Below are 23,244 nucleotides of genomic sequence, written 5' to 3' on the forward strand. Positions count from 1 at the left end.
AGCGCCACCCATGCGTACGGCTGTGGTCGTCGGGGCGGGCATCGGCGGCCTGGCCGTAGCGGGCGCACTGGCCCGGTCCGGCTGGCAGGTGACGGTCCTGGAGCGTGACGACCGGGTCCGCGCCGAGCGCACCGCGCTGATCCTCTGGCCGAACGCGGTACGTGCCCTCGACGCCCTCGGCCTCGCCGCCGGGCTCGACGCGATCGCCACGCCGCTGCCCGAGAGCGGCATCCGCCGGCCGGACGGGCAGTGGCTCGTCCAGCCGCGCGGGGCGAGCGGGCGCGGCCCGGTGATCGTGCACCGCGAGGACCTGCACGACGCGCTCGTGGCCGGGCTCGGCGACCAGGTCGAGATCCGTACCGGCGTGGCCGTGCGCACGGCGCGCGCGGACGAGCGGGAGCGGCCCGCGGTGGGCGACGGTCGTACCACGTACGAGGGCGACATCGTCGTTGCCGCGGACGGCATCGACAGCGCGGTGCGGCAGCGGCTGGCGCCGGAGTCCACTGTGGTCAGCTCGGGGTGCGCGGCCTGGCGAGCCGTCATCCCCTGGTACCGCGTGCCGCCGCTCAACGAGGGGCGCCCGGTGGTGGGGGAGACGCTCGGCGCGGGCTACCGCTTCGTCGCCGCGCAGCTCGGGCAGCGTGGCTCGTCCGGTGCCTCCACGCGCGGCGGTATCTACTGGGTCGCCACGGCCGCCGGCGCGCCCCGGCCCGAGCCGCCCGCCACCCAGCTCGCGTTGCTGCGCCGGTGGTTCGCGGAGTGGCACCCGCCGATCGGGGATCTGCTCGCCGCCACCGAGCCGGACGAGCTCGTGCAGCACGAGGTGCGCGAGCTGCGGCCGCTGCCCCGGGAGTACGGCTTCCCGGCCGGCCCGGGTGGCTTCGCCCTCCTCGGCGACGCCGCCCACGCGATGCCGCACCACCTGGGGCAGGGCGCCTGCCTCGCGCTGGAGGACGCGGCGACGCTCCGATCGGTGCTGCGCGACGCGGTGCCCGGCCGGCAGACGCAGGAGGCGATCGCGGAGTACTCCCGTATCCGCCGCCCCCGCGCCGCCACGGTCGTGCGCCAGACCCGGCGGATGTCCGCGGTGCTCCAGGCCCGCGGCCGGCTCGCGCTGCGTGCCCGGGATGCCGCTCTGGGTACGATCAGCCCCCGCCTGATGGGCAGCGCGGCGACCGCCGCGGCGGCCTGGAAACCACCGGCCTGAGCCTTGCCCGAGGAATCTGCCCGAAGGGGGCGGTCACGCGACCGGGCGGACAACCAGCGCGCCACACGGCGGGGGCCGAAGTCGGACCGAACGGATGCTGACCGTCGCTGCGCGCGAGGGGGACACTACGCGCAATGACGGATGGCCTACGCGTACGCCCGGGGCAGGTGCGCCTGCTGGGGGCGGTGGAGCTGGCCGGTCCGGGCGGGCCGGTCCCGCTCGCCACCGGCGCGCGCCGGCTGCTCGCCGTGCTCGGCCTGCGCGGCGGTGAGATCGTCGGGTGGGCACAGCTGAGCGCGGCGGGCATCGACCCGGTGGCCCTCGACCGCGACTCGGCGGCGCTCGCCGGCGGGCTGGCCCGGGGCGGCCTGCGCGGCGCGCTTCAGACCCGGGCCGCCGGCATGCGCCTCGCCGGGCGGTATGTCGACGTGCTTCGCTATCACGACGAGCTGCGCCGGGCCCGCTCCCGCCGTACCGCCGGCGACCTGCCCGGCGCCGTCACCCTCTACGACCGCGCGCTGGCCCGCTGGCGCTCGGACACGCCGCTCGACGGCATCGCGCTCACCGGCTGGGCCGCGGCGGAGGCCAAGCGGCTGCGCGAGAGCCGCACCCGGGCCCGCGAGGAGCGGTGGGACTGCGTGCTGCGCACGGCCGCCGCCGCGGTACGGGCCAGCGGCGCGCCGGTCGCCGACCGGGCCGCGGTGCGCGCGGGCATCGACGCCACCAAGGCGGCGGAGGTGGCCGCCAGCGAGCTTGAAGCGGGCGTGGTGCGGCACCCGCTCCGGGAGCGCCGCTGGGAGCTGCTGCTGACCGCCACGCTGCTCAGCCGAGGGCGGGCGGCCGCCCGGTCGGTGTACGAGCGCGCCCTACAGACCTTCGCCGACCAGCTCGGCGTCGAGCCGGGCGAGCGGCTGCGCGCGCTGGCCGCGGCCGCCGAGCGGGGCGACATCGCCGAGCTGCCGGCCCCGGCCCGCCCTCAGCCGCGGATGCCACGGCGGGTGGCGGCGCCTCCGGTGCCGCTGACCAGCCTGCTCGGCCGCGACGCACTGCTGGACGACATCGACGTGCGGCTCGCCGGGCACCGGCTGGTGACGCTTGTCGGCCCCGGCGGCGCCGGCAAGACCCGGCTCGCCATCGCCGCGGCGGGCCGGCCCTGGGCCTCGGCCTCTGTGGCGGCCGCGACCGACGAGGCCGGCGCTCTCCTGGGTGAGCAGGCGTCCGCGGGCGGGCCGGTGGCCTGGTTCGTCGACCTCACCGTGGTCGACCGGCCGGGGAAGGTGCCGGCCGCGGTCGCCGAGACCCTGGGCCTGCGCCAGGACCCGGGCCTCGACCCGGTCGACGCGATCGCCGAGGAGATCGGCGCCCACGAGGTCCTGCTCGTGCTGGACAACTGCGAGCACCTGGTCGCCGGCTGCGGCGAGCTGGCCCGCCAGCTGCTGGCGCGCTGCCCGGGGCTGCGGATCCTCGCCACGAGCCGGGCGCCGCTGCGGGCCGACGACGAGGCGATAGTGCCCGTTCCGCCGCTTCCGCTGCCCACGGCCGTCGCCGGCCACACCCTCGCCGACCTGGCCACCCACGCCGCGACCCGGCTGTTCCTGGAGCGGGCCCAGGCTCGCGGCCGCCCCGTGCCCGAAGGCAGCGCCGACGCGGTGGCCCAGCTCTGCGTGGAGCTCGACGGGCTGCCGCTCGCGATCGAGCTGGCCGCCGCGCGCACCCCGCTGCTGAGCGTGCCCGAGATCGTCGCCCGCATCCGTACCGACCAGCGGCTGCTGCACAGCCCCGACCCCACCACCCCGCCCCGCCACCGCACCGTGGCCGCCGCGGTCGAGTCGAGCCTGGAGCAGCTCCCCCCGGACGTGCAGGTGTTCTTCGACCGGCTGGCGGTCTTCGCGGGCGGCTTCGACACCGGCGCGGCCGATGCCATGCGGGCCGGTGCCAGCTCCGACCCCACCGCGCTCGACCAGCTTGTCAACGCCTCGCTGGTGGAGGAAAACGCCGGCCGGTACCGGCTGCTCATGCCCATCCGCCGGCACGCGCTGGCCCGCCTGCACGCTGACGCGCCCGCCGCCCGTACCGCGCACGCCGCCCACTACCTGCGCGTGGCCGAGGCGGCCGACACCGACCTGCGCGGCCACGCCCAGGAGGTTGGGCTGGCCCGCCTGCGCGCCGACGCGGCAAACCTGCGCGCCGCGATGAGCTGGCTGGCCGAGGCCCGCCCGAGCGCCGTGCCGTACGGCGACCTGCGTCTCGCCACCGCGCTGGCGATGTTCTGCCGGGTCGAGGGGCACTACCAGGAGGCCCGCGCCTGGCTCGCTGCCGCGCTGGCCCGCCACCCCGCGCCCCCGTCCTGCTGCGCGGTGCCGCCGCCGCCGACGCCGCCATGCTCGCGATGCTGCTGTGCGACTACTCCGCCGCCGCCGAGTACGCCAGCACCGCCCGCGCCGCGTACCGCGCCATCGGCGACCGCCGGGCCGAGGCCCGGGTGGAGATGATCCTCGGCGCGGTGGCCCGCGAGCGCGCGCAGTACGAGGCCAGCGCCGCCCACCTCGACAAGGCCGCCGGCATCTACGTGGAGTGCGGCGACGAGCTGGGCGAGGCCCGCGCGGTACAGCTGCGCGGCTTCACCGCCTGGCTGGCCGGCGACTTCGACCGCGCCGAGCTGCGCCTGCGCGCCTGCCGCCGTTGGTTCGAGCGCCTGGGCGACGCCGAGGCCGCCGCCTCCGCCCTGATGAACCTCGGCGCGGTCGCGCTGTACCGCGGCGACACCGACCGCGCCACGAGCCTGCTGGACGCCGCGCTGGAGCGGTACGCGGCGCTGGGCTTCCCGGAGGGCGTCGGCTGGGCGCACAACCTGCGCGGCCTCGTCGAGCTGCGCACCGGCCGGGCGGACCGGGCGGAGGAGCACCTCGCGCTGAGCCTGGCGACGCACCGCAAGGTCGGCGACCGTTGGCGCACCGCCAGCGTGCTCGAGGCCCTCGCCGAGGTGCACCGCCGTGACGACCCGACCCGCGCCGCCCAGCTCCTGGCCGACGCGGGCCGCATCCGCGACGAGATCGGCGCCCCCATCCCGGCGTGCGAGCGCCCGGACACCGAGGCGACGGCGGCCGCGCTCCGGGCCGCCCTGGGCGATGGCACGCCCTTGCCCGCACGCGCCCTGATCCCGCCGGTCTGAACCTTCGAGCCGGTCAGGCCGTCGGGAAGATGGACGGGGTGGCGATACAGGCGGTGCCCACGCGCCGGAAGCCGGCCCGCGCGTAGATGCGGGCGATGTCGTCGCTGCCCGCGGACAGGAAGACGAGTTCGACGCCGGCGTCCAGGGCGTATCGGGCCAGGGCCGCCGTCACCGCCGCGCCAAGCCCTCGGCGCCGCGCCGTCGGGAGCGTCGCCACGCCGGCGATCTCGGCCACGTCGTCCACCCGCTGGAGGATGCCGCTGGCCAGGACTCCTTGCAGCTCAGGCTCTGCCGGGGGCGAAGGTTGCGGTGACAAATATCCCAACACCGAGGCGCGGCGACCGGCCCGCATCATGCGGCGCTCGTCCGCCAGCTCCTCCGCGGAGACCGGCAGCACCACAGCGTCCCGGTCTTTGGGACCGGGCAGGCCGGTCGAGGTGCCCGGCGCACCGAATCCGACCGCGCCCACCGCCCGGCGCACGGCGACGTCGTCGGCGAAGGACGGCGCCTCGGCGTCCAGGAAGCGCAGATCCGCGCCCACCGGTGTGACCAGGGCGGACGGGTCCAGCACCAGCAGAGGTGCCTCGAGGACCGCCAGGCCCGCCGAACGGGCCACCGCCAGCAGGTCCGGTGTGACTTCGTGTACCCATTCAAACGCTTCCGGTGCACCTATCGCACGCTGTCTCGCCCGAACCGAGGTAATGTCAGCGGCGGAAGGCGGCTCTTCGGCGCCCAGGCGGGGGCGCGCGTAGAACGGCCATCCCGGTCCGTCACGGACGAATAGCACGAGTCCACCAAAGTCCTCGGTGTGCGCGCCGTCCCTGGGTACGGCGTCGTAGAAGCGTTCCAACCTTTCGAACAGTTCAGCCACGTGTGATCAATCTCCGCTGGTGGAGTACAGGAACCCCTAACGTAGACTCGAATGACTCAGCAGGGCCGACGTCGTCCCGATCTATCCCCACGTAGCGCGAGCGACGACAGGAGGCCCGGTGGTTCATCCGTACCCTCAGCGCACCTCCGAAGGGCTCTACGACCCGGCGTATGAGCATGACGCATGTGGCGTGGCCTTCGTGGCGGATTTGGCAGGCAATCGTTCCCATGACGTTGTCGCCAAAGGCCTGTCGGCGCTCTGCCGGCTCGACCACCGGGGTGCCCGCGGCGCGGAGTCCAACACCGGTGACGGCGCCGGCATCATGCTCCAGGTGCCCGACGAGTTCTTCCGGGCCGTAGTCGACTTTCCGCTCCCACCCGCAGGGCAGTACGCGACGGGGCTTGTCTTCCTCCCGCACGACGAGGATGAGGCGGCCCGCGCGGTCCGGGTGCTGGAGAAGTACGCGCTGGTGGAGGGTGCCGACCTGCTGGGCTGGCGCGAGGTGCCGGTCGACGCCAGCGAGCTGGGCGAGAGCGCCGAGGCGGCCCGCCCGCGGATCCGGCAGGTGTTCTTGGCCGCGCACCGGCTGAGCGACACGCCGGGCGGCCCGGCGGGCAGCCCGCTGAGCGGGATCGACCTGGACCGGGTCGCGTTCTGCGTGCGCAAGCAGACCGAGCGGGAGACCGCCGAGCGCGGTGTGACGGCGTATTTTCCGTCGCTGTCGTCGCGCACGATCACGTACAAGGGGATGCTCACCCCGGCGCAGGTGCCGGCGTTCTTCCCAGACCTGGGGGACGAGCGGGTCGCCAGCGCGATCGCGCTGGTCCACTCGCGCTTCTCGACCAACACGTTCCCGTCGTGGCCGCTGGCCCATCCGTACCGGTTCATCGCGCACAACGGCGAGATCAACACCATCCGGGGCAACAAGAACTGGATGAACGCCCGCGAGGCGCTGCTGGCCTCCAGCGCGATCCCCGGCAGCCTCAAGCGGCTCTTCCCGATCTGCACGCCGGACGCCTCCGACGCGGCAAACGTGGACGAGGTGCTTGAGCTGCTGCACCTGGCCGGGCGGAGCCTGCCGCACGCGATGCTCATGATGATCCCCGAGGCGTGGGAGAACGACCCGGAGATGGAGCCGGCGCGGCGCGCGTTCTACCGCTTCCACGCCAGCCTGATGGAGCCGTGGGACGGCCCGGCCGCGGTGGCGTTCACCGACGGTACCGTCGTCGGCGCGGTGCTCGACCGCAACGGCCTGCGCCCCGGCCGGTGGTGGCAGACCAGCGACGGCCTTGTGGTGCTCGGCAGCGAGGCGGGCGTGCTCGACCTCGACCCGGCGACCGTGGTGGCCAAGGGGCGGCTCCAGCCGGGGCGGATGTTCCTGGTGGACACCGCTGCCGGCCGCATCGTGCAGGACGACGAGATCAAGGCCGAGCTGGCCGCGGCCCAGCCGTACGACGAGTGGCTGCACGCCGGTCTCATCGACCTCGCCGAGCTGCCCTCGCGGAAGCACATCGTCTTCACGCACGACTCGGTGCAGCGGCGGCAGCAGACCTTCGGGTACACCGAGGAGGAGCTGAAGATCCTGCTCGCGCCGCAGGCGCGCACCGGTGCCGAGCCGATCGGCTCGATGGGCACCGACACGCCGATCTCGCCGCTGTCGACCCGGCCCCGCCTGCTGTACGACTACTTCCACCAGCTCTTCGCCCAGGTGACCAACCCGCCGCTGGACGCGATCCGGGAGGAGCTGGTCACCAGCCTCCAGTCGACGATCGGCCCGGAGGGCAATCTGCTCAATCCGGGGCCGGCCAGCTGCCGGCAGATCGTGCTGCCGTACCCCGTCATCGACAACGACGAGCTCGCGAAGATCCTCTCCATCGACGAAGACGGCGACCTGCCGGGCTTCAAGGCGGTGCGGGTCTCCGGGCTGTACCGGCTGCGCGACGGCGCGGCCGGCATCAAGGCGCGGCTCACCCAGATCTGCCGCCACGTCTCCGAGGCGATCGAAGACGGCGTGCGCATCCTGGTGCTCTCCGACCGCGACTCCAACTCCACGCTCGCCCCGATCCCGTCGCTGCTGCTGACCGCCGCCGTGCACCAGCACCTCGTGCGGGAGCAGACGCGGACGCAGGTGGCGCTCATCGTGGAGAGCGGCGACTGCCGCGAGGTGCACCACGCGGCCGTACTTGTCGGGTATGGCGCGGCGGCGGTCAACCCGTACCTGGCCTTCGAGTCGGTCGAGGACCTCATCGCCACCGGCGCGCTGCCCGGCATCGAGCCGGCGAAGGCCGTGCGCAACTACGTGAAGGCGCTCGGCAAGGGCGTCCAGAAGATCATGTCCAAGATGGGCATCTCGACGGTCTCGTCGTACTGCGGGGCGCAGGTCTTCGAGGCGGTCGGCCTCGACGCCCGGCTCGTGGAGCGCTACTTCGCGGGTACCCCGGGCAAGATCGGTGGCGCCGGGCTCGCCGAGATCCACGAGGAGGTCATGGCCCGCCACGCCCGCGCGTACCCGGCCAACCAGGCCGAGCGCACCCACCGTCGGCTGGAGGTCGGCGGCGAGTACCAGTGGCGCCGCGAGGGCGAGCTGCACCTGTTCAACCCGGAGACGGTGTTCCTGCTCCAGCACGCCACCCGCAGCCGCCAGTACGACGTGTTCCGGAAGTACACGTCCACTGTGGACGAGCTGGCGGCTAAGGCCGGCTCGCTGCGGGGCCTCTTCACGCTCCGCACCGGCGCCCGCCCGCCCGTGCCGCTCGACGAGGTCGAGCCGGTCAGCGAGATCGTCAAGCGGTTCGCCACCGGCGCGATGTCGTACGGGTCGATCTCGGCCGAGGCGCACGAGACGCTCGCCATCGCGATGAACAAGCTCGGCGGCAAGTCCAACACCGGCGAGGGCGGCGAGGACGTCGAGCGGCTGCACGACCCGTCCCGGCGTTCCGCGGTGAAGCAGGTCGCGAGTGGACGGTTCGGCGTCACGAGCGAGTACCTGGTGAACGCCGACGACCTCCAGATCAAGATGGCCCAGGGTGCCAAGCCCGGCGAGGGCGGCCAGCTGCCCGGCAACAAGGTGTGGCCGTGGATCGCCAAGACCCGGTACGCCACGCCCGGCGTCGGCCTCATCTCGCCGCCGCCGCACCACGACATCTACTCCATCGAGGACCTCGCGCAGCTTGTCCACGACCTCAAGTGCGTCAACCCCGCGGCCCGCGTACACGTGAAGCTCGTCTCGGAGGTCGGGGTCGGCACCGTCGCCGCTGGCGTGGCGAAGCTCAAGGCCGACGTCATCCTGATCTCCGGCCACGACGGCGGCACCGGAGCGTCCCCGCTCAACTCGCTCAAGCACGCCGGTACCCCGTGGGAGCTCGGCCTCGCCGAGGCGCAGCAGACGCTGCTGCTCAACCGGCTGCGCGACCGCGTCACCGTGCAGGTCGACGGCCAGCTCAAGACCGGCCGCGACGTGATCGTGGCGGCGCTGCTCGGCGCCGAGGAGTACGGCTTCGCCACCGCGCCGCTCATCGTCTCCGGCTGCATCATGATGCGGGTCTGCCACCTCGACACGTGCCCGGTCGGCATCGCGACGCAAAACCCGGTGCTGCGCGAGCGGTACACGGGCAAGCCGGAGTTCGTGGAGAACTTCTTCCTCTTCCTCGCCGAGGAGGTGCGGGGATACCTGGCCGAGCTGGGCTTCCGCTCGCTCGACGAGGCGATCGGCCACGCCGAGATGCTCGACATCGTGCCGGCGGTCGACCACTGGAAGGCGCGCGGCCTCGACCTCGGTCCCGTGCTGCATGTGCCGCAGCTGCCCGAGGGCGCGGCCCGGCGGCGCATCCGCGGCCAGGAGCACGGCCTCGACCGCGCGCTCGACAACGAGCTGATCACGCTCGCCGCGCCCGCGCTGGAGCACCGCGAGCCGGTCCGCGCGGTGGTCCCGGTCCGCAACGAGCACCGCAGCGTCGGCGCCATGCTGGGTGGCGAGGTCGCCCGGCGGTACGGCGGCGCGGGCCTGCCCGACGACACGATCGACGTGACGCTGCACGGCACCGCCGGCCAGTCGTTCGGCGCGTTCCTGCCGCGGGGCGTGACACTGCGCCTCTTCGGCGACGCCAACGACTACGTCGGCAAGGGCCTGTCCGGCGGGCGGATCGTGGTGCGGCCGTTCAGCACCGCGCCGTTCGCGGCCGAGGAGCAGATCATCGCCGGCAACACCATCCTCTATGGAGCGACCGACGGCGAGGTGTTCCTGCGCGGCCGGGTCGGCGAGCGTTTCGCGGTCCGCAACTCCGGCGCGGTGGCCATTGTGGAGGGTGTCGGCGACCACGGCTGCGAGTACATGACCGGCGGCACCGTCGTCGTCCTCGGCGGCACCGGGCGCAACTTCGCGGCCGGCATGTCCGGCGGTACCGCGTTCGTGTGGCGCCTCGACAAGGGCCGGGTCAACCCGGAGCTCGTCGAGCTCGAGCCGCTCACCGACGAGGAGCAGGTCACGCTCCGCGTGCTGGTCGAGCGGCACTTCGCCGAGACCGATTCGGCCGTCGCCGAGTACCTGCTCAAGCGCTGGCCCGAGACGGTGGAGGAGTTCACCGCCGTGGTGCCGCGCGACTACAAGCGCGTCATGGAAGCAATCCGCACCGCCGAAGCCGCCGGTCGGGACATCGACGAAGCGGTGATGGAGGTCGCTCGTGCCTGATCCTCAGGGCTTTCTTCGGTACGGGCGCCGGCTGCCGAGCCGGCGCCCGGTCCCGGTCCGCATCCAGGACTGGCGCGAGGTGTACCCGTCCGCGGGCGACGAGCTGATCCGCGAGCAGGCCACGCGGTGCATGGACTGCGGTATTCCGTTCTGCCACGACGGCTGCCCGCTGGGCAACCGCATCCCGGACTGGAATGACCTGGTCCGCACCGACAGCTGGGCCTCGGCCATCGAGTCGCTGCACGCTACGAACAACTTCCCGGAGTTCACCGGCCGGCTCTGCCCGGCGCCCTGTGAGGCGGCGTGCGTGCTCGGCATAGCGGGCGGGGAGCCGGTAGCGATCAAGCAGGTCGAGGTCGAGATCATCAACCGGGCCGTCGAGCGGGGGTATGTCACTCCCCAGGCCGTACCGCCGCCGTCGGGCAAGCGGGTCGCGGTGGTGGGCTCCGGGCCCGCCGGTCTCGCCGCCGCACAGCAGCTCGCCCGCGCCGGTCACCAGGTGACGGTGTACGAGCGGGACGACGCGATCGGTGGGCTGATGCGGTACGGCATCCCCGACTTCAAGCTGGAGAAGGAGCACATCGACCGGCGCCTTGCGCAGATGGCCGCGGAGGGCGTCGAGTTCCGGACGTCGGTGAACGTGGGCGTGGACGTGACGGCCGAGGCGTTGCGCGCGGAGCACGACGCGGTTCTGCTCGCCTGCGGTGCGCTCGCCGGCCGGGACACGCCGGATACGCCCGGGCGGCAGCTGCGCGGCGTACACCTGGCGATGGACCACCTCGTCCCCGCCAACCGCGTCGTCGCCGGCCTCGCTGCCTCCACCCCGATCGACGCCAAGGGCAAGCACGTGGTCATCATCGGCGGCGGTGACACCGCGGCCGACTGCCTGGGCGTGGCCCACCGGCAGGGCGCGGCCGGCATTAACCAGCTCGACCTGTACCCGCAGCCGCCGGACGCCCGCGACGAGGCGCGCGACCCGTGGCCCACCTGGCCGTGGATCCTGCGCAACTACCCGGCGCACGAGGAGGGCGGCGAGCGGGTGTTCGCGGTCGCGGTCCAGGAGTTCGTCGACGATGGCGCCGGCAACGTGCGGGCCGTGCGGATCGCCGAGGTGACCGTGGAGAAGGTCAACGGGCAGCGCATCCTCACGTACGTGCCGGGCTCCGAGCGCGAGCTCCCGGCCGACCTCGTGCTGCTGGCGATCGGCTTCGAGGGCACCGAGGAGCAGCCGCTGCTGGACCAGCTCGGCGTGCGCCGCAACCGGCGCGGCGCGATCGACGCCCGCCCGGACTGGCAGACCGACGCCGACGGCGTCTTCGTGGCCGGCGACATGCACCGCGGCGCCTCGCTCATCGTGTGGGCGATCGCCGAGGGCCGCGCCGCGGCCGCCGCCATCCACTCCTACCTGGGCGGCGAGGGCTCCCTCCCCGCCCCGGTAACCCCAGCGGCCGTCCCGCTGAGCGTGTAGCTCAGACCTCGACGAGCGAGAGGTCCGTCCGAGCGAAGTCATTGCCAAGGCAGAGCAATGGCTCGCTCGCGACGCGGCCGACCGCGTACGTGAGGCAGTCGCCGAAGTTCAATGCGGCGGGGTGGCGACCCTTGCCGTACCGCAGGTAGGCGTCGACGGCCACGGGCCAGTGGTCCGCGGTGAACGAGATGACCCGCAGCGAACTCTCTTGGATGAACCGTGCGAGCAGGGTCTTTCCGGGAATGCCGAGCCGGGCTGCCAGCACGATGCCGGTCTCCACGAGGGTCGGGGCCCCTACACCGGCCGGATCCTCCGACCCCACGAGTCGGTCCAGTAGCGGCTCCCAGCCCGGCTCTTGGAGCAGGATCGCGACGATCGCCGAGCTGTCGACGATCACACGCCCTCCGACCCGTAGCCCAGGATCTCCTCGCGCTCGGCCTTCGTCAGCGCGGTGCCGCGTACCTCGTCGGGCACCTGTGGCCACGCCTCGTCCGTGAGGAAACGGCGAAGGCGTGCGCCGCGATCGCGTGCGGCGCCTGCCGCCATCAGACGGGCGCGGCGCTCCCTCAGGGCGACGTTGATCGCCCGGGTCTTGCTTTCCCCGGCGAGCGCGGCCACCTCGGCCGCGAGCTGCTCGGTCTCCGGGTCCTTCACGTTCAGTGCCATGGTGTAAGGGTATTTCCTACGGTGTAAATCCACCAGATGCGGTCGGGGGCCGGCTGGCGGCCCCCGACCGGGTTTGCTCAGAACTCGGAGTTGTAGCTGGTGAACGAGCCGCTGCCGACGCGGGCGCCGGCCGGCGTGTAGCAGGCCACGTTGCGGACCAGCACGGTCGTGCCGCTGTACCCCCAGCCGGCCTGGAGGTTGCAGAACTCACCCGCCTGCCCGAACGCCGTCACCTGCACGTTGTCGGGCCGCTGTGCCAGGGCGCGGAAGCTGACGAGCGTCAGCCCCAGGCCGGAGGCGGTGGCGGTGTTGGTGCCCGGGCCGAGCTGCGAGTTGAAGTTCGTCGACGGCGGGCCGACGTTGGGCGTCGGCGGTGGCGGCATGTTCCAGAGGTAGCCGAAGAATCTCGGCGGGGCCACCGAGCCGAAGAGCGACCGCTCGTACTGGTAGCTCAGCGTGAACCAGGTGTTGAACGGCGTGCCCACCCCGTCGAAGCAGAGCACGATCACGTCCTGGCCGCCGGGGTTGGAGGCCCACTTGGCCACCTCACAGTGCGCGCCGATGTTCGGGTCCGCGGCGGTGACCTGGACGCTGCCGTCGACCGGCCCGAACGTGCCGAGTCCGGGCAGCCGCACGTGGTACTGGCCGGGCGGGCCGAGCGGCGTGACCGAGTTGGCCAGCAGCGACGAGTTGTACTGGCTGATGATGCCGCCGGCGGGGTTCGAGTGGACGTACCCGTAGCGCCCGGCCAGGCCGTCCGGCGGCGAGCTGCTCGCGAAGACGGCGCTGAACGGCGTGTCGACCGGCGCCCCGCCCACGGTGTAGCAGCGGACGTAGACGACCTCGTCGGCGCCGGACGGGCCCCAGCGCAGCGCCTGGCACCACACCGGGCCGCCGCTGACGGCGGTCACGTGGACGACGCCGCCGCGTGCGGCCTGTCCCGGGAAGATGATCCGGTAGAGCCCGGAGCCGCCCGGGGTGACGATCGTGGCGGCCGGCCAGGTGCTGCCCGGTACCGTTGCCGCGCCGTTCCACAGCACGAAGCCGTGCCCGTCGGGGACGGCCGCCTGTGCGGGTGCCGCGAGTCCGGCGGTGGCCAGGGCCGCGGCGACGCAGACTCCGGCCAGCTTTCGGAAGATTCCCATTTCGCTCCTTCGTGGGTTGGGGAATGGGATGTCTAAATAGAGGAGTTGATCGATGGACTGATCTGGCGGGTTGCCGACAGCCGAACGGCTGGATTTGATAAGACACGTCCGCGTGATCTTGGGGATACAGCCCGGACACAGCCAGCTCCAAGAGTGATCAACCATGGCTCCCACCCCACCCACGGATGCCGAGCTCGACGTGATGATCAGAGCTCGGCTCGCCTCCCTCGGAATCGACCTGGACCAGCTGCCGCCCGGCACCGCGTCCGACCCGGCGACCGGCTCACCCGGCCGCGACTCCGTACTCGCCTCGCTGCGCTCGTTCGTCCGCGGCACCGTCGGGGCGCTCGCCGCGTACCAGCTGCCGGCCCCCGCGGGCAGCGACCCGGCGCACGCGGCCGCCCTTTCCCAGCAACCCGCGCCGATGCTCTACCCATCGATCAGCACGGAGTGGCGCAAATGACCACTGTGGATAGACGCGCTTTCCTCGCCCGTACCGCGGCGGTCGCCGCGGTCGCCGCCGCCGGTGCCTCGGCCATCCCGGGCGTCGCCTGGGCGGGTGGGGCGGCCCGCTTCGGAGCCGGCGCGTACGTGCGGCCGCGCCCCGAGGCCTTCGCCGACCCGACCGAGCTGACGCTCGCCGAGGCGGCCTGGATGATCAAGAATGGCAAGCTCTCGCCGGCCGAGCTCGTCGAGGCGTACCTGGCTCGGATCGGCGCGTACGAGCCGGCGTACCAGGCGTTCAACACGGTGCTGGCGGACCAGGCGCGGGCGGCGGCGAAGGCGGCCGGCCGCAGGAAGCACACCGGACCGCTGCACGGCATCCCGCTCGCCATCAAGGACAACTACTGGACCGCCGGTGTGCGGACCACCGCCAACTCGTACCTCTTCCAGGACTTCGTGCCCCCGTACGACGCGACCGCCGTGGCCCGGCTCAAGGCGAACGGCGCGATCGTGCTCGGCAAGACCCAGATGGGTCCACTCGCGACGACCCGAGCGACCACACCGGACGGTCGCGTCACGACGGTCAACGCGTGGACACCCACGATCCCCGGCACCGACCCCGGCGGCTCGTCGACCGGCACGGCCACGTCGGTGGCTGGGCGGATGGCGACATCGGGTACGGGCACGCAGACCGGCGGCTCCATCACGGCACCGTCGAACGCGCAGAACCTCACCGGCCTCAAGCCCACCATGGGTCGTGTGTCGCTGGCCGGCATCATCCCGCTGAGCTACACCCGCGACCACCCGGGCCCGCTCGCGAGGGACGCCAAGGACGCGGCCATCATGCTCACTGCGATGGCGGGGGAGGACCCGGCCGACCCGCGCACGCAAGGGTTGCCGCGGGTGCCGGACCTGATCGAGGCGGCGACCCCGGTGTACTCCGGGCGGCGGCTCCGGGCGCGGTGGAGCACCCGCGTCGGTGTGCTTCCCGGGTACGCCGACGGCACCTCGGCCACCGCGCTGGCCCGCCAGGCGTTCCTCTCCACAGTGGACAAGATTGACGGCGTGCGCCTCGTCGACGTGCCGTTGCCGGACGAGTGGGACCTGCTGACCGGCAACGCGTTCAACAACGTCCGGCTGCCGGAGCGCAGCGAGCCCTTCATGCCGTACCTCCGTACCGACCTGCGCGGCTTCGGCGTGTCGGTGACCGGCTGGCTACAGGGTGCGCTGCTCGGGGCGAACGAGTTCATCACCGGCCAGCGAGCCAAGCTGCTGCTGCTGGAACGGGTGCTGGACCAGATCTTCGACCACTGCGACGTGGTGGTACAGACCGGTCCGGTGCCCTTCGACATCCTGGGCCTGCCGGAGATCGGCTTCCCGATCGGCTTCACGCCGGCCGGCGTCCCGATCGGCACGATCCTGGGCGGCGAACCCTATGCCGAGGACCGCCTGCTCTCGGTCGTGGCCGCCTACCAGGCCGTGACCGACTGGCACTGGCGCCGCCCGCCGAACCCGCCCGTGGCCGCCGGCGCGTCGGCGCTGCGCTCGGCCGCCCCGGCCGAGGACCGCGGTCGCCTGACCGCCGAGGACGTGGCAGCCCAGATGCAGTAAAGCTTTGCGGTGGAGAGACGGGCCCGGCGTTGTGCGGCGCCGGGCCCGCCGCCGTCCCCCGCATCCGCCGAACGACCGTGGCGCGCGGCCCGCTGCCCGCGCGGGGCAGGGCTCGGCGCCGTCCCGCGGAGGGGCCAAAGACTGGCGGACGGCTCAGGCCAGCACCGCGGCGGCCGCCGCGGCGCACTCCGCCGTGTCGAGCGAACGGACCTGGGCGCGGACCGCGTCCAAAGCGGACGGTGCCACCGACAGGATGCGGCAGCCCACACCGACGAGCAGCGGGATGGCGTACGGGTCGGCGGCCGCGTCGCCGCAGACCGACACCGGGCGGCCGTGGCGCTCGCGGGCCGCGACCGTGGCGGCGATGGCGCGCAGCACCGGCGGCTCGGCCGCGCGGGCCGGGGTGAGGGCGGGATCCAGGCGGCCAAGGCCGAGCAGGGACGCGGTCAGGTCGTTGGTGCCGATGGAGAGGAAGTCGGCCGCGGCGGCTATCTCGTCGATGGCCTCGACGGCGGCGCCGGTCTCCACCATCGCCCCGAACGGCACGGCCTCGGGCAGCAGCGCGCGAGCCTCGCGTACCTGCGCCGCCGACTGGACCATCGGGAGCATCACGCGCAGCCGGGTCGCCGCGCCGGCCGCCGTGATCGCGCGCAGCTGAGCGCCGAGCGCCTCTGGGGGCGGCTGGCCCGGGTACGACCGTCCAATGAGGAACGGGGGCAGCTTGTCCGGCGCGAAGTCCAGCGTGCGTACCGTCGCGACAAGGCCGGCCAGCGGGCCCAGCACCGGGCGGAGCGCGGCGGCGTGCGCGGCCTCGTCCGGCCAGCCCAGCGCGGTAAGAAATGTCAGCTCGGTACGGACCAGACCAGCGCCGTCGGCGCCCGCCGCGACAGCTGCCCGGGACTCCTCGGCCGTGGCCACGTTGGCGAGCAGCGTGATGGTCTGGCCGTCACGGGTGACGGCGGGCAGCGTACGGCCGGCGGCGAGGTCGGCGCGGCGCCGCTCGGCCGCGCGCATCGCCTCGCGGGCGGCGTGCTCCTGCTCGCCACTGGGCTCCACGACAAGCGTCGCCCCGTCCAGCACCGCGGGCAGACCTTCAGCGGCGTCCGGGGTGATGCCGAAGGCCAGCGGCACGCCCAGCGCGCGGGCGACGATGGCGACGTGCGCGTTCGGCCCGCCCAGCCCGGACACCGCGCCGGCCAGGTCGTCCGCCACCTCCAGCAGGTCGTCCGCGCCTAGCTCGGGCCCGACCAGGATGACCGGGCCATCGAACGTGGCGGCGGCGTCGCCGCGCAGCATGGCGACGACGCGGCGGCCCACCTGCCGTACGTCGGCCGCGCGCCCGGCCAGCGTCGGGTCGGGGAGGGCGGCCAGCAGGTCGGCGTAGGTCGCGGCGGCCGCGGTCACCGCCTCGGCGGGCTCGCGGCCGGCGTCCAGCCCGGCGGTGGCGGCGGCGCGCAGGTCGGGATCGTCGGCGATAAGCGCCATCGTCGCCACGATGTCGGCCGGCTCGATGTGGCCGTCTGCTCGCAGCGCGTCCGCCCGCTTGCGCAGCCGCGCGGCCACCGCGTCGAAGGCCACCCCGAGGTCCGCGGGGGACAGGGAAACGTCCATTTCGGACAGTCCGGCGGTGTGCACCCACCGGATCCGTCCCAGGCCGACCCCGGGCGCGCCCAGCACCCCGGTGTACCTCATGCCGCGACGTCCGCCAGCGCCTGGAAGATGAGCCAGGTCGAGGTGGCGCCCGGGTCCTGGTGGCCGACGCTGCGCGGCCCGAGGTACGACGCGCGGCCCTTGCGGGCGTGCAGCTCGGTCGTCGCCCGCATGCCCTCGGCAGCGGCCTCCGCCGCGGCCCGCGCGGCCGCCGGAAGCCCGTCGTCGGCCGCCTCTTCGAACGCGGCGACCGCCGGCCCGTACGCGTCCACGATCGTCTTGTCGCCGGGCACCGCCGCGCCGAGCTTCTGTACCGCGGCCAGCCCGGCTCGCAGCGCCACGCCCAGCTCAGCGGCGTCCACAGTGGAGCTGTCGGCGGGGAGCGCCTTGCCGATGGCGCGGAACGCCGTGCCGTACAGCGGTCCGGCCGCACCGCCCACCTTGGACACCAGGGTGGTGCCGGTCTTCACCAAGACCTCGGCGACGGTCCTCGGGTCGGCCGTGTCGAGCGCGGTCACGACGGCGGTGAAGCCGCGGTTGAGGTTGACCCCGTGGTCGGCGTCGCCGATCGCCGAGTCGAGCTGGGTCAGGTAGTCAGCCTGCTCGGCGACCGCCGCGGCGATGGCGGCGATCCACGAGCGGGCGAGCGCGACGTCCACGGTGACCTCCCTGGGGGAGCGGGCCAGAACTACACGCCCCAGCGCAGCGCCGGGGTGCGGACCGGCGCGTCCCACAGCCGCAGGATCTCGGCGTCCGCCCGACACACGGTAACCGACATGCCGGCCATGTCCAGGCTGGTGACGTAGTTGCCGACGAGGTTGCGTGCGACCTGGACGCCGGCCTTGTCGAGTAGGGCGGCGACCTCCCCGTACAGCAGGTACAGCTCGATGAGCGGGGTGCCGCCGAGGCCGTTGACCAGCACGATCGCCTCGGTACCGGCGGCGAGCGGCTTGGCGCCGAGGATCGCTTCGACGGTCATCGCGGCGATCTCACGGGCCGGACGCAGCTTCTCCCGCCGCCGCCCCGGCTCGCCGTGGATGCCGACGCCGACCTCCATCTCGTCGTCCGGCAGCTCGAAGCCGGGCTTGCCGGCGGCCGGCGTCGTACAGGCGGTGAGCGCGATCGCGAACGACGCCGACTGCTCGTTGACCCGCGAACCGGCGGCGGCCACCGCGGCGGCCGAGGCGCCGGCCTCGGCGAGCGCGCCGGTGACCTTCTCGACGATCAGCGTGGCGCCGGTGCCGCGGCGGCCGGCGGTCCAGGTCGAGTCCTCGACCGCGACGTCGTCGTCGACGAGCACGGTCTGGACCTCGATGCCCTCGTCGCTGGCGAGTTCGGCGGCCATCTGGAAGTTCATGACGTCGCCGGTGTAGTTCTTCACGATGTGCACGACGCCCGCGCCGCCGTCGACCGCCTGGGTGGCGGCCAGGATCTGGTCGGGTACCGGCGACGTGAACACCTCGCCGGGGCAGGCGGCGTCGAGCATGCCCAGCCCCACGAAGCCGCCGTGCAGCGGCTCGTGCCCCGACCCGCCGCCGGAGAGCACGCCGACCTTGCCGGCGCGGGGCGCGTCCGCACGTACCACGATCTGCTGCTCGATGTCGACGCGGAGGTCGGGATGGGCGGCGGCGACGCCGGCAAGCGCTTCGCGGACGACCGCCGCGGGGTCATTGATGAACTTCTTCACGGCCGCGTTCCTTCCGGAGGGCTGGGACGTCGTTCAGCAATGCTGAAGTGTGTTCGGAAACTAGGCCCGGTTACGACCGTGTGTCAAGCGTAGGATGTCACGACGCCGCGGCCACCCAGCGCCGGGTCGCCGGGCGTCCGGCGCCGAGGTCGCGGGAGAGGTGGCGGGCGGTCTCCCGCACGGCGACGGCAAGCCCGCCCCGGGCCTCCTCGGCGAGCAGCCGCTCCACCGGACCGATCACCCCGATCGCGCCGACCACGTCGCCCGTGTGGTCGAAGACCGGGGCCGCGATGCCGGCGTCGCCGATGGCCGCCTCGCCGTCCTCGACCGCGTACCCGGTCGTCCGTACCCCATCCAGGTCCTGGACCAGCGCGGACGGCTCCGTCCGCGTGGCGCCGGTGAGCGCGGCCAGCGGTCCACGCAGCAACGCCGCGCGGTCGGTCTCGGGCAGGTGCGCGACGATGGCCTTGCCCAGCGCGCAGGTGTGCCACGGGATGACCGCGCCCACCTCCAGGATCTGCACCGCGCCCTCGGGCCGGAACGCGTGGTGCACGACGAGCACGTGGTCGGCGGAGAGCACGCCCACCCACACCGCCTCGTTGGCCCGGTGGGCCAGGCCGTCGGCCCAGGCGACGGAGCGGACGCGCAGCTCGTGGGTCTCCAGGTAGGCGTTGCCGAGCTCGAGGAGCGCGGGCCCCAGCCGGTACTTGCCGGTCTCGTGGTCCTGCGCGACGAGCTGGCCGGCCTCGAGCGTGCGCAGCAGCGCGTGGGCGGTGGGCTTGGCGACGCCGATGCGCTCGGCCACCTCGGTCACGCCAGCGCCCCGGGCGGCGGTGCCGAGCACGCGCAGTATCTGGATCGCGCGCGCTACCGACTGGACCATGGCCGCCGCCCTTCAACCCACGAGACCGTTCAGTATTGCCGAACGGTGTTTGGGAACATACCATTTTCGGTCATGACGGGATCCGTGGGCATCGTACTCGTCTCGCACAGCGCCGAGCTGGCCGCTGGCCTGCGGGAGCTGCTGTTGCAGGTGGGTGGTCAGTCGCTCGCGGTCGAGGCGGCGGGCGGCACCGACGAGGGTGGCATCGGCACCAGCTACGACCTGGTGCGCGCCGCGATCGAGAAGGCGGACGGGGGAGCGGGCGTGCTCGTGATCCCCGACCTGGGCAGCTCAGTGCTGACCGCGCGGGTGGTACTGGACGACCGCCCCGCCCCGGACGTCGTGATCGTCGACGCGCCCTTCGTGGAGGGGGCGATGGCCGCCGCGGTCATCGCGGGCACCGGCGCCGACCTGGCGGCCGCGGTCGCGGCCGCGGAGGAGGCACGCGATGTCCGTAAACTCTGAGACCGCCGTCGTGCTCCCGGCCCACCTGCACGCGCGCCCGGCCGGCCAGGTGGTCCAGGCGGCGGCGCGGTTCCAGGCCGACGTCGAGATCGAGTACGCCGGGAAGGTCGCCAACGCCCGCGGTGTGCTCGCCGTGATGGCGCTCGGCGCCACCGCGGGTACCACCGTGACGCTGCGTGCCACCGGGCCGGACGCGGCCGAAGCCCTGGACGCGGTGGTAGCCGTGCTGAGCGCGGCGCAGTAGGGACTTTGAGGCACCTTCAGGAGTACTTCATGTGCACCTCATGTGGGGGACGCCGCCGTGGGATCCGCCGGACTAAGCTGCGCGGTGACGGTCGCCGACGCCCGCCGCCATCAATCGTCCGACAGGGGCCGGTCGCACAGCCGACCCGGCGGAGGGACTAGCCTTGTTGTCCGTGAATCGCCGCGCGAAAATTGTCTGCACTCTGGGCCCTGCCACTTCCTCTCCGGAGCGCATCCGTGGCCTCGTAGACGCTGGTATGGACGTGGCCCGACTCAACTTCAGCCACGGCAGCCACGAGGACCACGAGTTGGTGTACCGGCGGGTGCGGGAGGCGGCCGAAGCGGGCGGCCACGCCGTGGCCGTCCTCGCCGACCTCCAGGGCCCCAAGATCCGCCTCGGCAAGTTCGCCGAGAGCCCCGTCGAGTGGCGCACGGGCGACACCGTGGTGATTACCGGTGACGACGTGCTGGGCACCGCCGACCGGGTCTCGTGCACGTACCGCAAGCTTCCGCACGAGGTCAAGGTCGGTGACCGCCTCCTGATCGACGACGGCAAGGTCGCCGTCGAGGTCACCGCCGTCCACGACAACGACATCCGCTGCCTTGTGGTCGAGGGTGGCCCGGTCTCCAACCACAAGGGCGTCTCCTTGCCGAATGTGGCGGTGAGCGTGCCGGCACTGTCCGATAAGGACGCGGCCGACCTGCGCTTCGCGCTGGGCCTCGGTGTCGACATGGTGGCGCTCTCGTTCGTGCGCTCGCCCGAGGACATCAAGCTGGTCCACTCGATCATGGATGAGGAGGGCCTGCGTCGCCCGGTGCTCGCCAAGGTGGAAAAGCCGGAGGCGGTGACCCATCTGGAGGCGATCGTCGACGCGTTCGACGGCGTGATGGTGGCCCGTGGCGACCTCGGCGTGGAGCTGCCGCTCGACCAGGTGCCGCTGGTGCAGAAGCGGGCCGTGCAGCTCTGCCGGGAAAACGCGAAGCCGGTCATCGTCGCCACCCAGATGCTCGACTCGATGATCGAAAATTCGCGCCCCACCCGCGCCGAGGCCTCGGACGTGGCCAACGCGGTGCTCGACGGCGCCGACGCGGTCATGCTCTCCGGCGAGACGAGCGTGGGTAAGTACCCGGTGCTCACGGTCAGCACGATGGCCAAGATCGTGACGACCACCGAGTCCGGCTCGATCGCCGTGCCGCGCCTCCAGCACGACCCCCGCACCCACGGCGGCGCGCTCACCGTGGCCGCCTCGCAGATCGCCCGCAACATCGGGGCCAAGGCGCTCGTCGCGTTCTCGCAGACCGGCGACACCGTCCGCCGCCTCTCCCGGCTGCACTGCGAGCTGCCGCTGCTGGCCTTCACGCCGGTGCCCGAGGTGCGCAGCCAGCTTGCCCTCTCGTGGGGCGTGGAGACGTTCCTGGTGCCGTTCGTGCAGCACACCGACGACATGTTCCGGCAGGTCGACCTGGCCCTGCTGGGCATCGGCATGGCAAACCCGGGCGACTACGTGGTGGTCGTCGCGGGCAGCCCGCCCAACGCGCCCGGCTCGACCAACACGCTGCGGGTGCACCAGCTCGGCTCCCTCGTCGACGCCGCGACGGCGGCCCGAAGCAGCGGCCGGTGACGGAGCCCGTCGTCGGTCAGGCGGCGGTCGACCAGCTCCTTGAGGTGCTCGACCTGAAGGAGCTGGACCCGTTCAGGTTCCGTGGGGTCAGCCCGCGGGTCGGCCCCCAGCGGGTCTTCGGTGGCCAGGTGGCCGGTCAGGCGCTCGTCGCTGCCGGCCGCACGGTCGACCCGACCCGGCTGGTCCACTCGCTGCACGGCTATTTCGTGCGCCCGGGCGACCCGACCGAGCCGATCGAGTACCACGTGGAGAACATCCGCGACGGTCGCTCCTTCTCCGTCCGCCGCTCGGTGGCGCTACAGGGCGGCCGCACGATCTTCTTCATGTCGGCCTCGTTCCACCGGCAGGAGGAGGGGCTGGACCACCACGCGCCGGCCCCGCCCGGCGTGCCCGGCCCGGACGAGGTGCCGACGATGGCCGAGCGCCTCGCCCGGTACCCCGACCGCGCCGGCATCTGGGCGTCCATCCCGCGCCCGATCGACGTGCGCTACGTCGGCGAGCCGGGCTGGGTGCCGCCCGGCGACCGCCCCGCCGACCCGTACCAGCGGGTGTGGATGCGCATCGACGGCCGGCTTCCCGACGACCCGCTGCTGCACGCGTGCGCGCTGACGTACGCGTCGGACCTCACGCTCCTCGACTCCGTGCTCTCGGTACACGGCGAGGTGTGGGGGCCGGGCGGCGTCGTGGGGGCGAGCCTCGACCACGCGCTCTGGCTGCACCGGCCGTTCCGGGCCGACGAGTGGTTCCTGTACGACTGCTGGAGCCCGTCCGCCTCCGGCGCGCGCGGGTTGGCCACCGGTCGCATGTTCACCGAGGACGGGCGGCACGTCGCGACCGCCGTGCAGGAGGGTTTGCTCCGCCGCGTCGGTGCGTGACGCGCGGGTTGCGTCCCGGTCCGCATTCTCGACCGGGATAATGGGAATCATGCGATTGTCTGCCCGCGTCGACTACGCGCTGCGCGCCGTCGTCGAGCTCGCCACCGCCGTCGAGGGCCCGCTGACCGCCGAGCGGATCGCGAAGGCGCAGGAGATCCCGCCGAAGTTCCTCGAAAGCATCCTGCTCCAAATGCGCCGGGGCGGGGTGGTGCACGCCCAGCGTGGCCCGGAGGGCGGCTACTGGCTGGCCCGCCCGGCCGGCGAGATCACGCTCGCCGACGTCATCCGCATCATCGACGGGCCGCTCGCGCACGTGCGCGGCCAGCGTCCGGAGGACCTCGGATATCACGGCGCCGCCGTCGCCCTCCAGGAGGTGTGGATCGCGCTGCGGGCCAGTGAGCGGCAGATCCTCGAGTCCGTCACGGTGGCGGACGTGGCGACCGGCAAGCTTCCCGAGCGGGTCCGCGACCTCGTCGCCGATCCCAGCGCGTGGGCCTGACCAGGTCTCATTTTGCGGTACCGGCTTGACGCGGCCGGCCATCTCCCTG

The 23,244-nt window shown here is 73.3% G+C and carries 20 protein-coding genes; 12 read left to right on the top strand and 8 right to left on the bottom strand.

What is annotated here, in order from left to right:
• Positions 1-10 precede the first annotated feature (10 nt).
• From Pflav_RS01715 to Pflav_RS01725, 3 genes are all read left to right on the top strand, one after another.
• A complete protein-coding gene (locus Pflav_RS01715) occupies positions 11-1,207 on the top strand; it encodes an FAD-dependent oxidoreductase (RefSeq protein WP_173033186.1) in 1,197 nt (398 codons plus the stop codon).
• A 134-nt stretch (positions 1,208-1,341) separates the two neighbouring features.
• Positions 1,342-3,699: an AfsR/SARP family transcriptional regulator gene (locus Pflav_RS01720; protein WP_173033188.1), complete on the top strand. Its 2,358-nt coding sequence runs from the start codon at positions 1,342-1,344 to the stop codon at positions 3,697-3,699.
• Entirely contained in the window at positions 3,597-4,379 is a 783-nt protein-coding gene (locus Pflav_RS01725) for a tetratricopeptide repeat protein (protein ID WP_173033190.1), read from the top strand. Before Pflav_RS01720 ends, Pflav_RS01725 begins: the two co-directional genes overlap by 103 nt.
• A 13-nt stretch (positions 4,380-4,392) precedes the next feature.
• On the opposite strand, the gene Pflav_RS01730 is transcribed toward Pflav_RS01725, so the two are convergent.
• Positions 4,393-4,995, bottom strand: coding sequence for a GNAT family N-acetyltransferase (locus Pflav_RS01730; RefSeq protein ID WP_332107727.1), 603 nt, complete (start codon positions 4,993-4,995; stop codon positions 4,393-4,395).
• A 373-nt stretch (positions 4,996-5,368) separates the two neighbouring features.
• Between Pflav_RS01730 and gltB the strand changes: the two genes are divergently transcribed.
• Complete coding sequence (gene gltB, locus Pflav_RS01735; protein WP_173033192.1) at positions 5,369-9,937, top strand: glutamate synthase large subunit; 4,569 nt, start codon at positions 5,369-5,371, stop codon at positions 9,935-9,937.
• A complete protein-coding gene (locus Pflav_RS01740) occupies positions 9,930-11,405 on the top strand; it encodes a glutamate synthase subunit beta (protein ID WP_173033193.1) in 1,476 nt (491 codons plus the stop codon). The genes gltB and Pflav_RS01740 overlap by 8 nt, the downstream gene beginning before the upstream one ends.
• Before the next feature lies 1 nt (position 11,406).
• On the opposite strand, the gene Pflav_RS01745 is transcribed toward Pflav_RS01740, so the two are convergent.
• The 3 genes from Pflav_RS01745 to Pflav_RS01755 form a co-directional block, all read right to left on the bottom strand.
• The gene (locus Pflav_RS01745) at positions 11,407-11,802 is read right to left on the bottom strand and encodes a type II toxin-antitoxin system VapC family toxin (protein WP_173033194.1); all 396 of its coding nucleotides are present in this window, start codon (positions 11,800-11,802) and stop codon (positions 11,407-11,409) included.
• The gene (locus Pflav_RS01750) at positions 11,799-12,071 is read right to left on the bottom strand and encodes a type II toxin-antitoxin system VapB family antitoxin (RefSeq protein ID WP_173033195.1); all 273 of its coding nucleotides are present in this window, start codon (positions 12,069-12,071) and stop codon (positions 11,799-11,801) included. Before Pflav_RS01750 ends, Pflav_RS01745 begins: the two co-directional genes overlap by 4 nt.
• A gap of 77 nt (positions 12,072-12,148) precedes the next feature.
• On the bottom strand, positions 12,149-13,216 hold the full coding sequence (locus Pflav_RS01755; RefSeq protein ID WP_173033196.1) for a hypothetical protein: 1,068 nt from the start codon (positions 13,214-13,216) through the stop codon (positions 12,149-12,151).
• Between the two features lie 163 nt (positions 13,217-13,379).
• Here Pflav_RS01755 and Pflav_RS01760 point away from each other — a divergent pair, with 163 nt between their 5' ends.
• Together Pflav_RS01760 and Pflav_RS01765 are read left to right on the top strand one after the other, a co-directional pair.
• Complete coding sequence (locus Pflav_RS01760; protein ID WP_173033197.1) at positions 13,380-13,679, top strand: hypothetical protein; 300 nt, start codon at positions 13,380-13,382, stop codon at positions 13,677-13,679.
• Positions 13,676-15,271 carry an amidase gene (locus Pflav_RS01765; RefSeq protein ID WP_173033199.1) on the top strand — a complete coding sequence of 532 codons (1,596 nt, stop codon included), beginning with the start codon at positions 13,676-13,678 and terminating at the stop codon, positions 15,269-15,271. The genes Pflav_RS01760 and Pflav_RS01765 overlap by 4 nt, the downstream gene beginning before the upstream one ends.
• Positions 15,272-15,424: 153 nt before the next feature.
• On the opposite strand, the gene Pflav_RS01770 is transcribed toward Pflav_RS01765, so the two are convergent.
• The 4 genes from Pflav_RS01770 to Pflav_RS01785 all read right to left on the bottom strand — a co-directional run bounded on the left by Pflav_RS01770 (position 15,425) and on the right by Pflav_RS01785 (position 19,491).
• The gene (locus Pflav_RS01770) at positions 15,425-16,963 is read right to left on the bottom strand and encodes a putative PEP-binding protein (RefSeq protein ID WP_173033201.1); all 1,539 of its coding nucleotides are present in this window, start codon (positions 16,961-16,963) and stop codon (positions 15,425-15,427) included.
• Positions 16,960-17,580: a dihydroxyacetone kinase subunit DhaL gene (gene dhaL, locus Pflav_RS01775; protein WP_173033203.1), complete on the bottom strand. Its 621-nt coding sequence runs from the start codon at positions 17,578-17,580 to the stop codon at positions 16,960-16,962. The genes Pflav_RS01770 and dhaL overlap by 4 nt, the downstream gene beginning before the upstream one ends.
• A gap of 29 nt (positions 17,581-17,609) precedes the next feature.
• Positions 17,610-18,608 carry a dihydroxyacetone kinase subunit DhaK gene (gene dhaK / locus Pflav_RS01780; protein WP_173033205.1) on the bottom strand — a complete coding sequence of 333 codons (999 nt, stop codon included), beginning with the start codon at positions 18,606-18,608 and terminating at the stop codon, positions 17,610-17,612.
• Positions 18,609-18,705: 97 nt separating this feature from the next.
• On the bottom strand, positions 18,706-19,491 hold the full coding sequence (locus Pflav_RS01785) for an IclR family transcriptional regulator (RefSeq protein ID WP_173033207.1): 786 nt from the start codon (positions 19,489-19,491) through the stop codon (positions 18,706-18,708).
• A 72-nt stretch (positions 19,492-19,563) separates the two neighbouring features.
• Here Pflav_RS01785 and dhaM point away from each other — a divergent pair, with 72 nt between their 5' ends.
• The 5 genes from dhaM to Pflav_RS01810 all read left to right on the top strand — a co-directional run bounded on the left by dhaM (position 19,564) and on the right by Pflav_RS01810 (position 23,195).
• Positions 19,564-19,956 carry a dihydroxyacetone kinase phosphoryl donor subunit DhaM gene (dhaM, locus tag Pflav_RS01790; RefSeq protein ID WP_173033209.1) on the top strand — a complete coding sequence of 131 codons (393 nt, stop codon included), beginning with the start codon at positions 19,564-19,566 and terminating at the stop codon, positions 19,954-19,956.
• Complete coding sequence (locus tag Pflav_RS01795) at positions 19,940-20,200, top strand: HPr family phosphocarrier protein (protein ID WP_173033211.1); 261 nt, start codon at positions 19,940-19,942, stop codon at positions 20,198-20,200. The genes dhaM and Pflav_RS01795 overlap by 17 nt, the downstream gene beginning before the upstream one ends.
• 166 nt (positions 20,201-20,366) lie before the next feature.
• On the top strand, positions 20,367-21,821 hold the full coding sequence (pyk, locus tag Pflav_RS01800) for a pyruvate kinase (protein ID WP_173033213.1): 1,455 nt from the start codon (positions 20,367-20,369) through the stop codon (positions 21,819-21,821).
• Positions 21,818-22,696, top strand: coding sequence for an acyl-CoA thioesterase (locus tag Pflav_RS01805; RefSeq protein WP_173033215.1), 879 nt, complete (start codon positions 21,818-21,820; stop codon positions 22,694-22,696). The genes pyk and Pflav_RS01805 overlap by 4 nt, the downstream gene beginning before the upstream one ends.
• A 49-nt stretch (positions 22,697-22,745) precedes the next feature.
• The gene (locus Pflav_RS01810; RefSeq protein WP_173033217.1) at positions 22,746-23,195 is read left to right on the top strand and encodes an RrF2 family transcriptional regulator; all 450 of its coding nucleotides are present in this window, start codon (positions 22,746-22,748) and stop codon (positions 23,193-23,195) included.
• Positions 23,196-23,244 lie beyond the last annotated feature (49 nt).

It is taken from the genome of Phytohabitans flavus, assembly GCF_011764545.1.
GTDB lineage: Bacteria > Actinomycetota > Actinomycetes > Mycobacteriales > Micromonosporaceae > Phytohabitans > Phytohabitans flavus.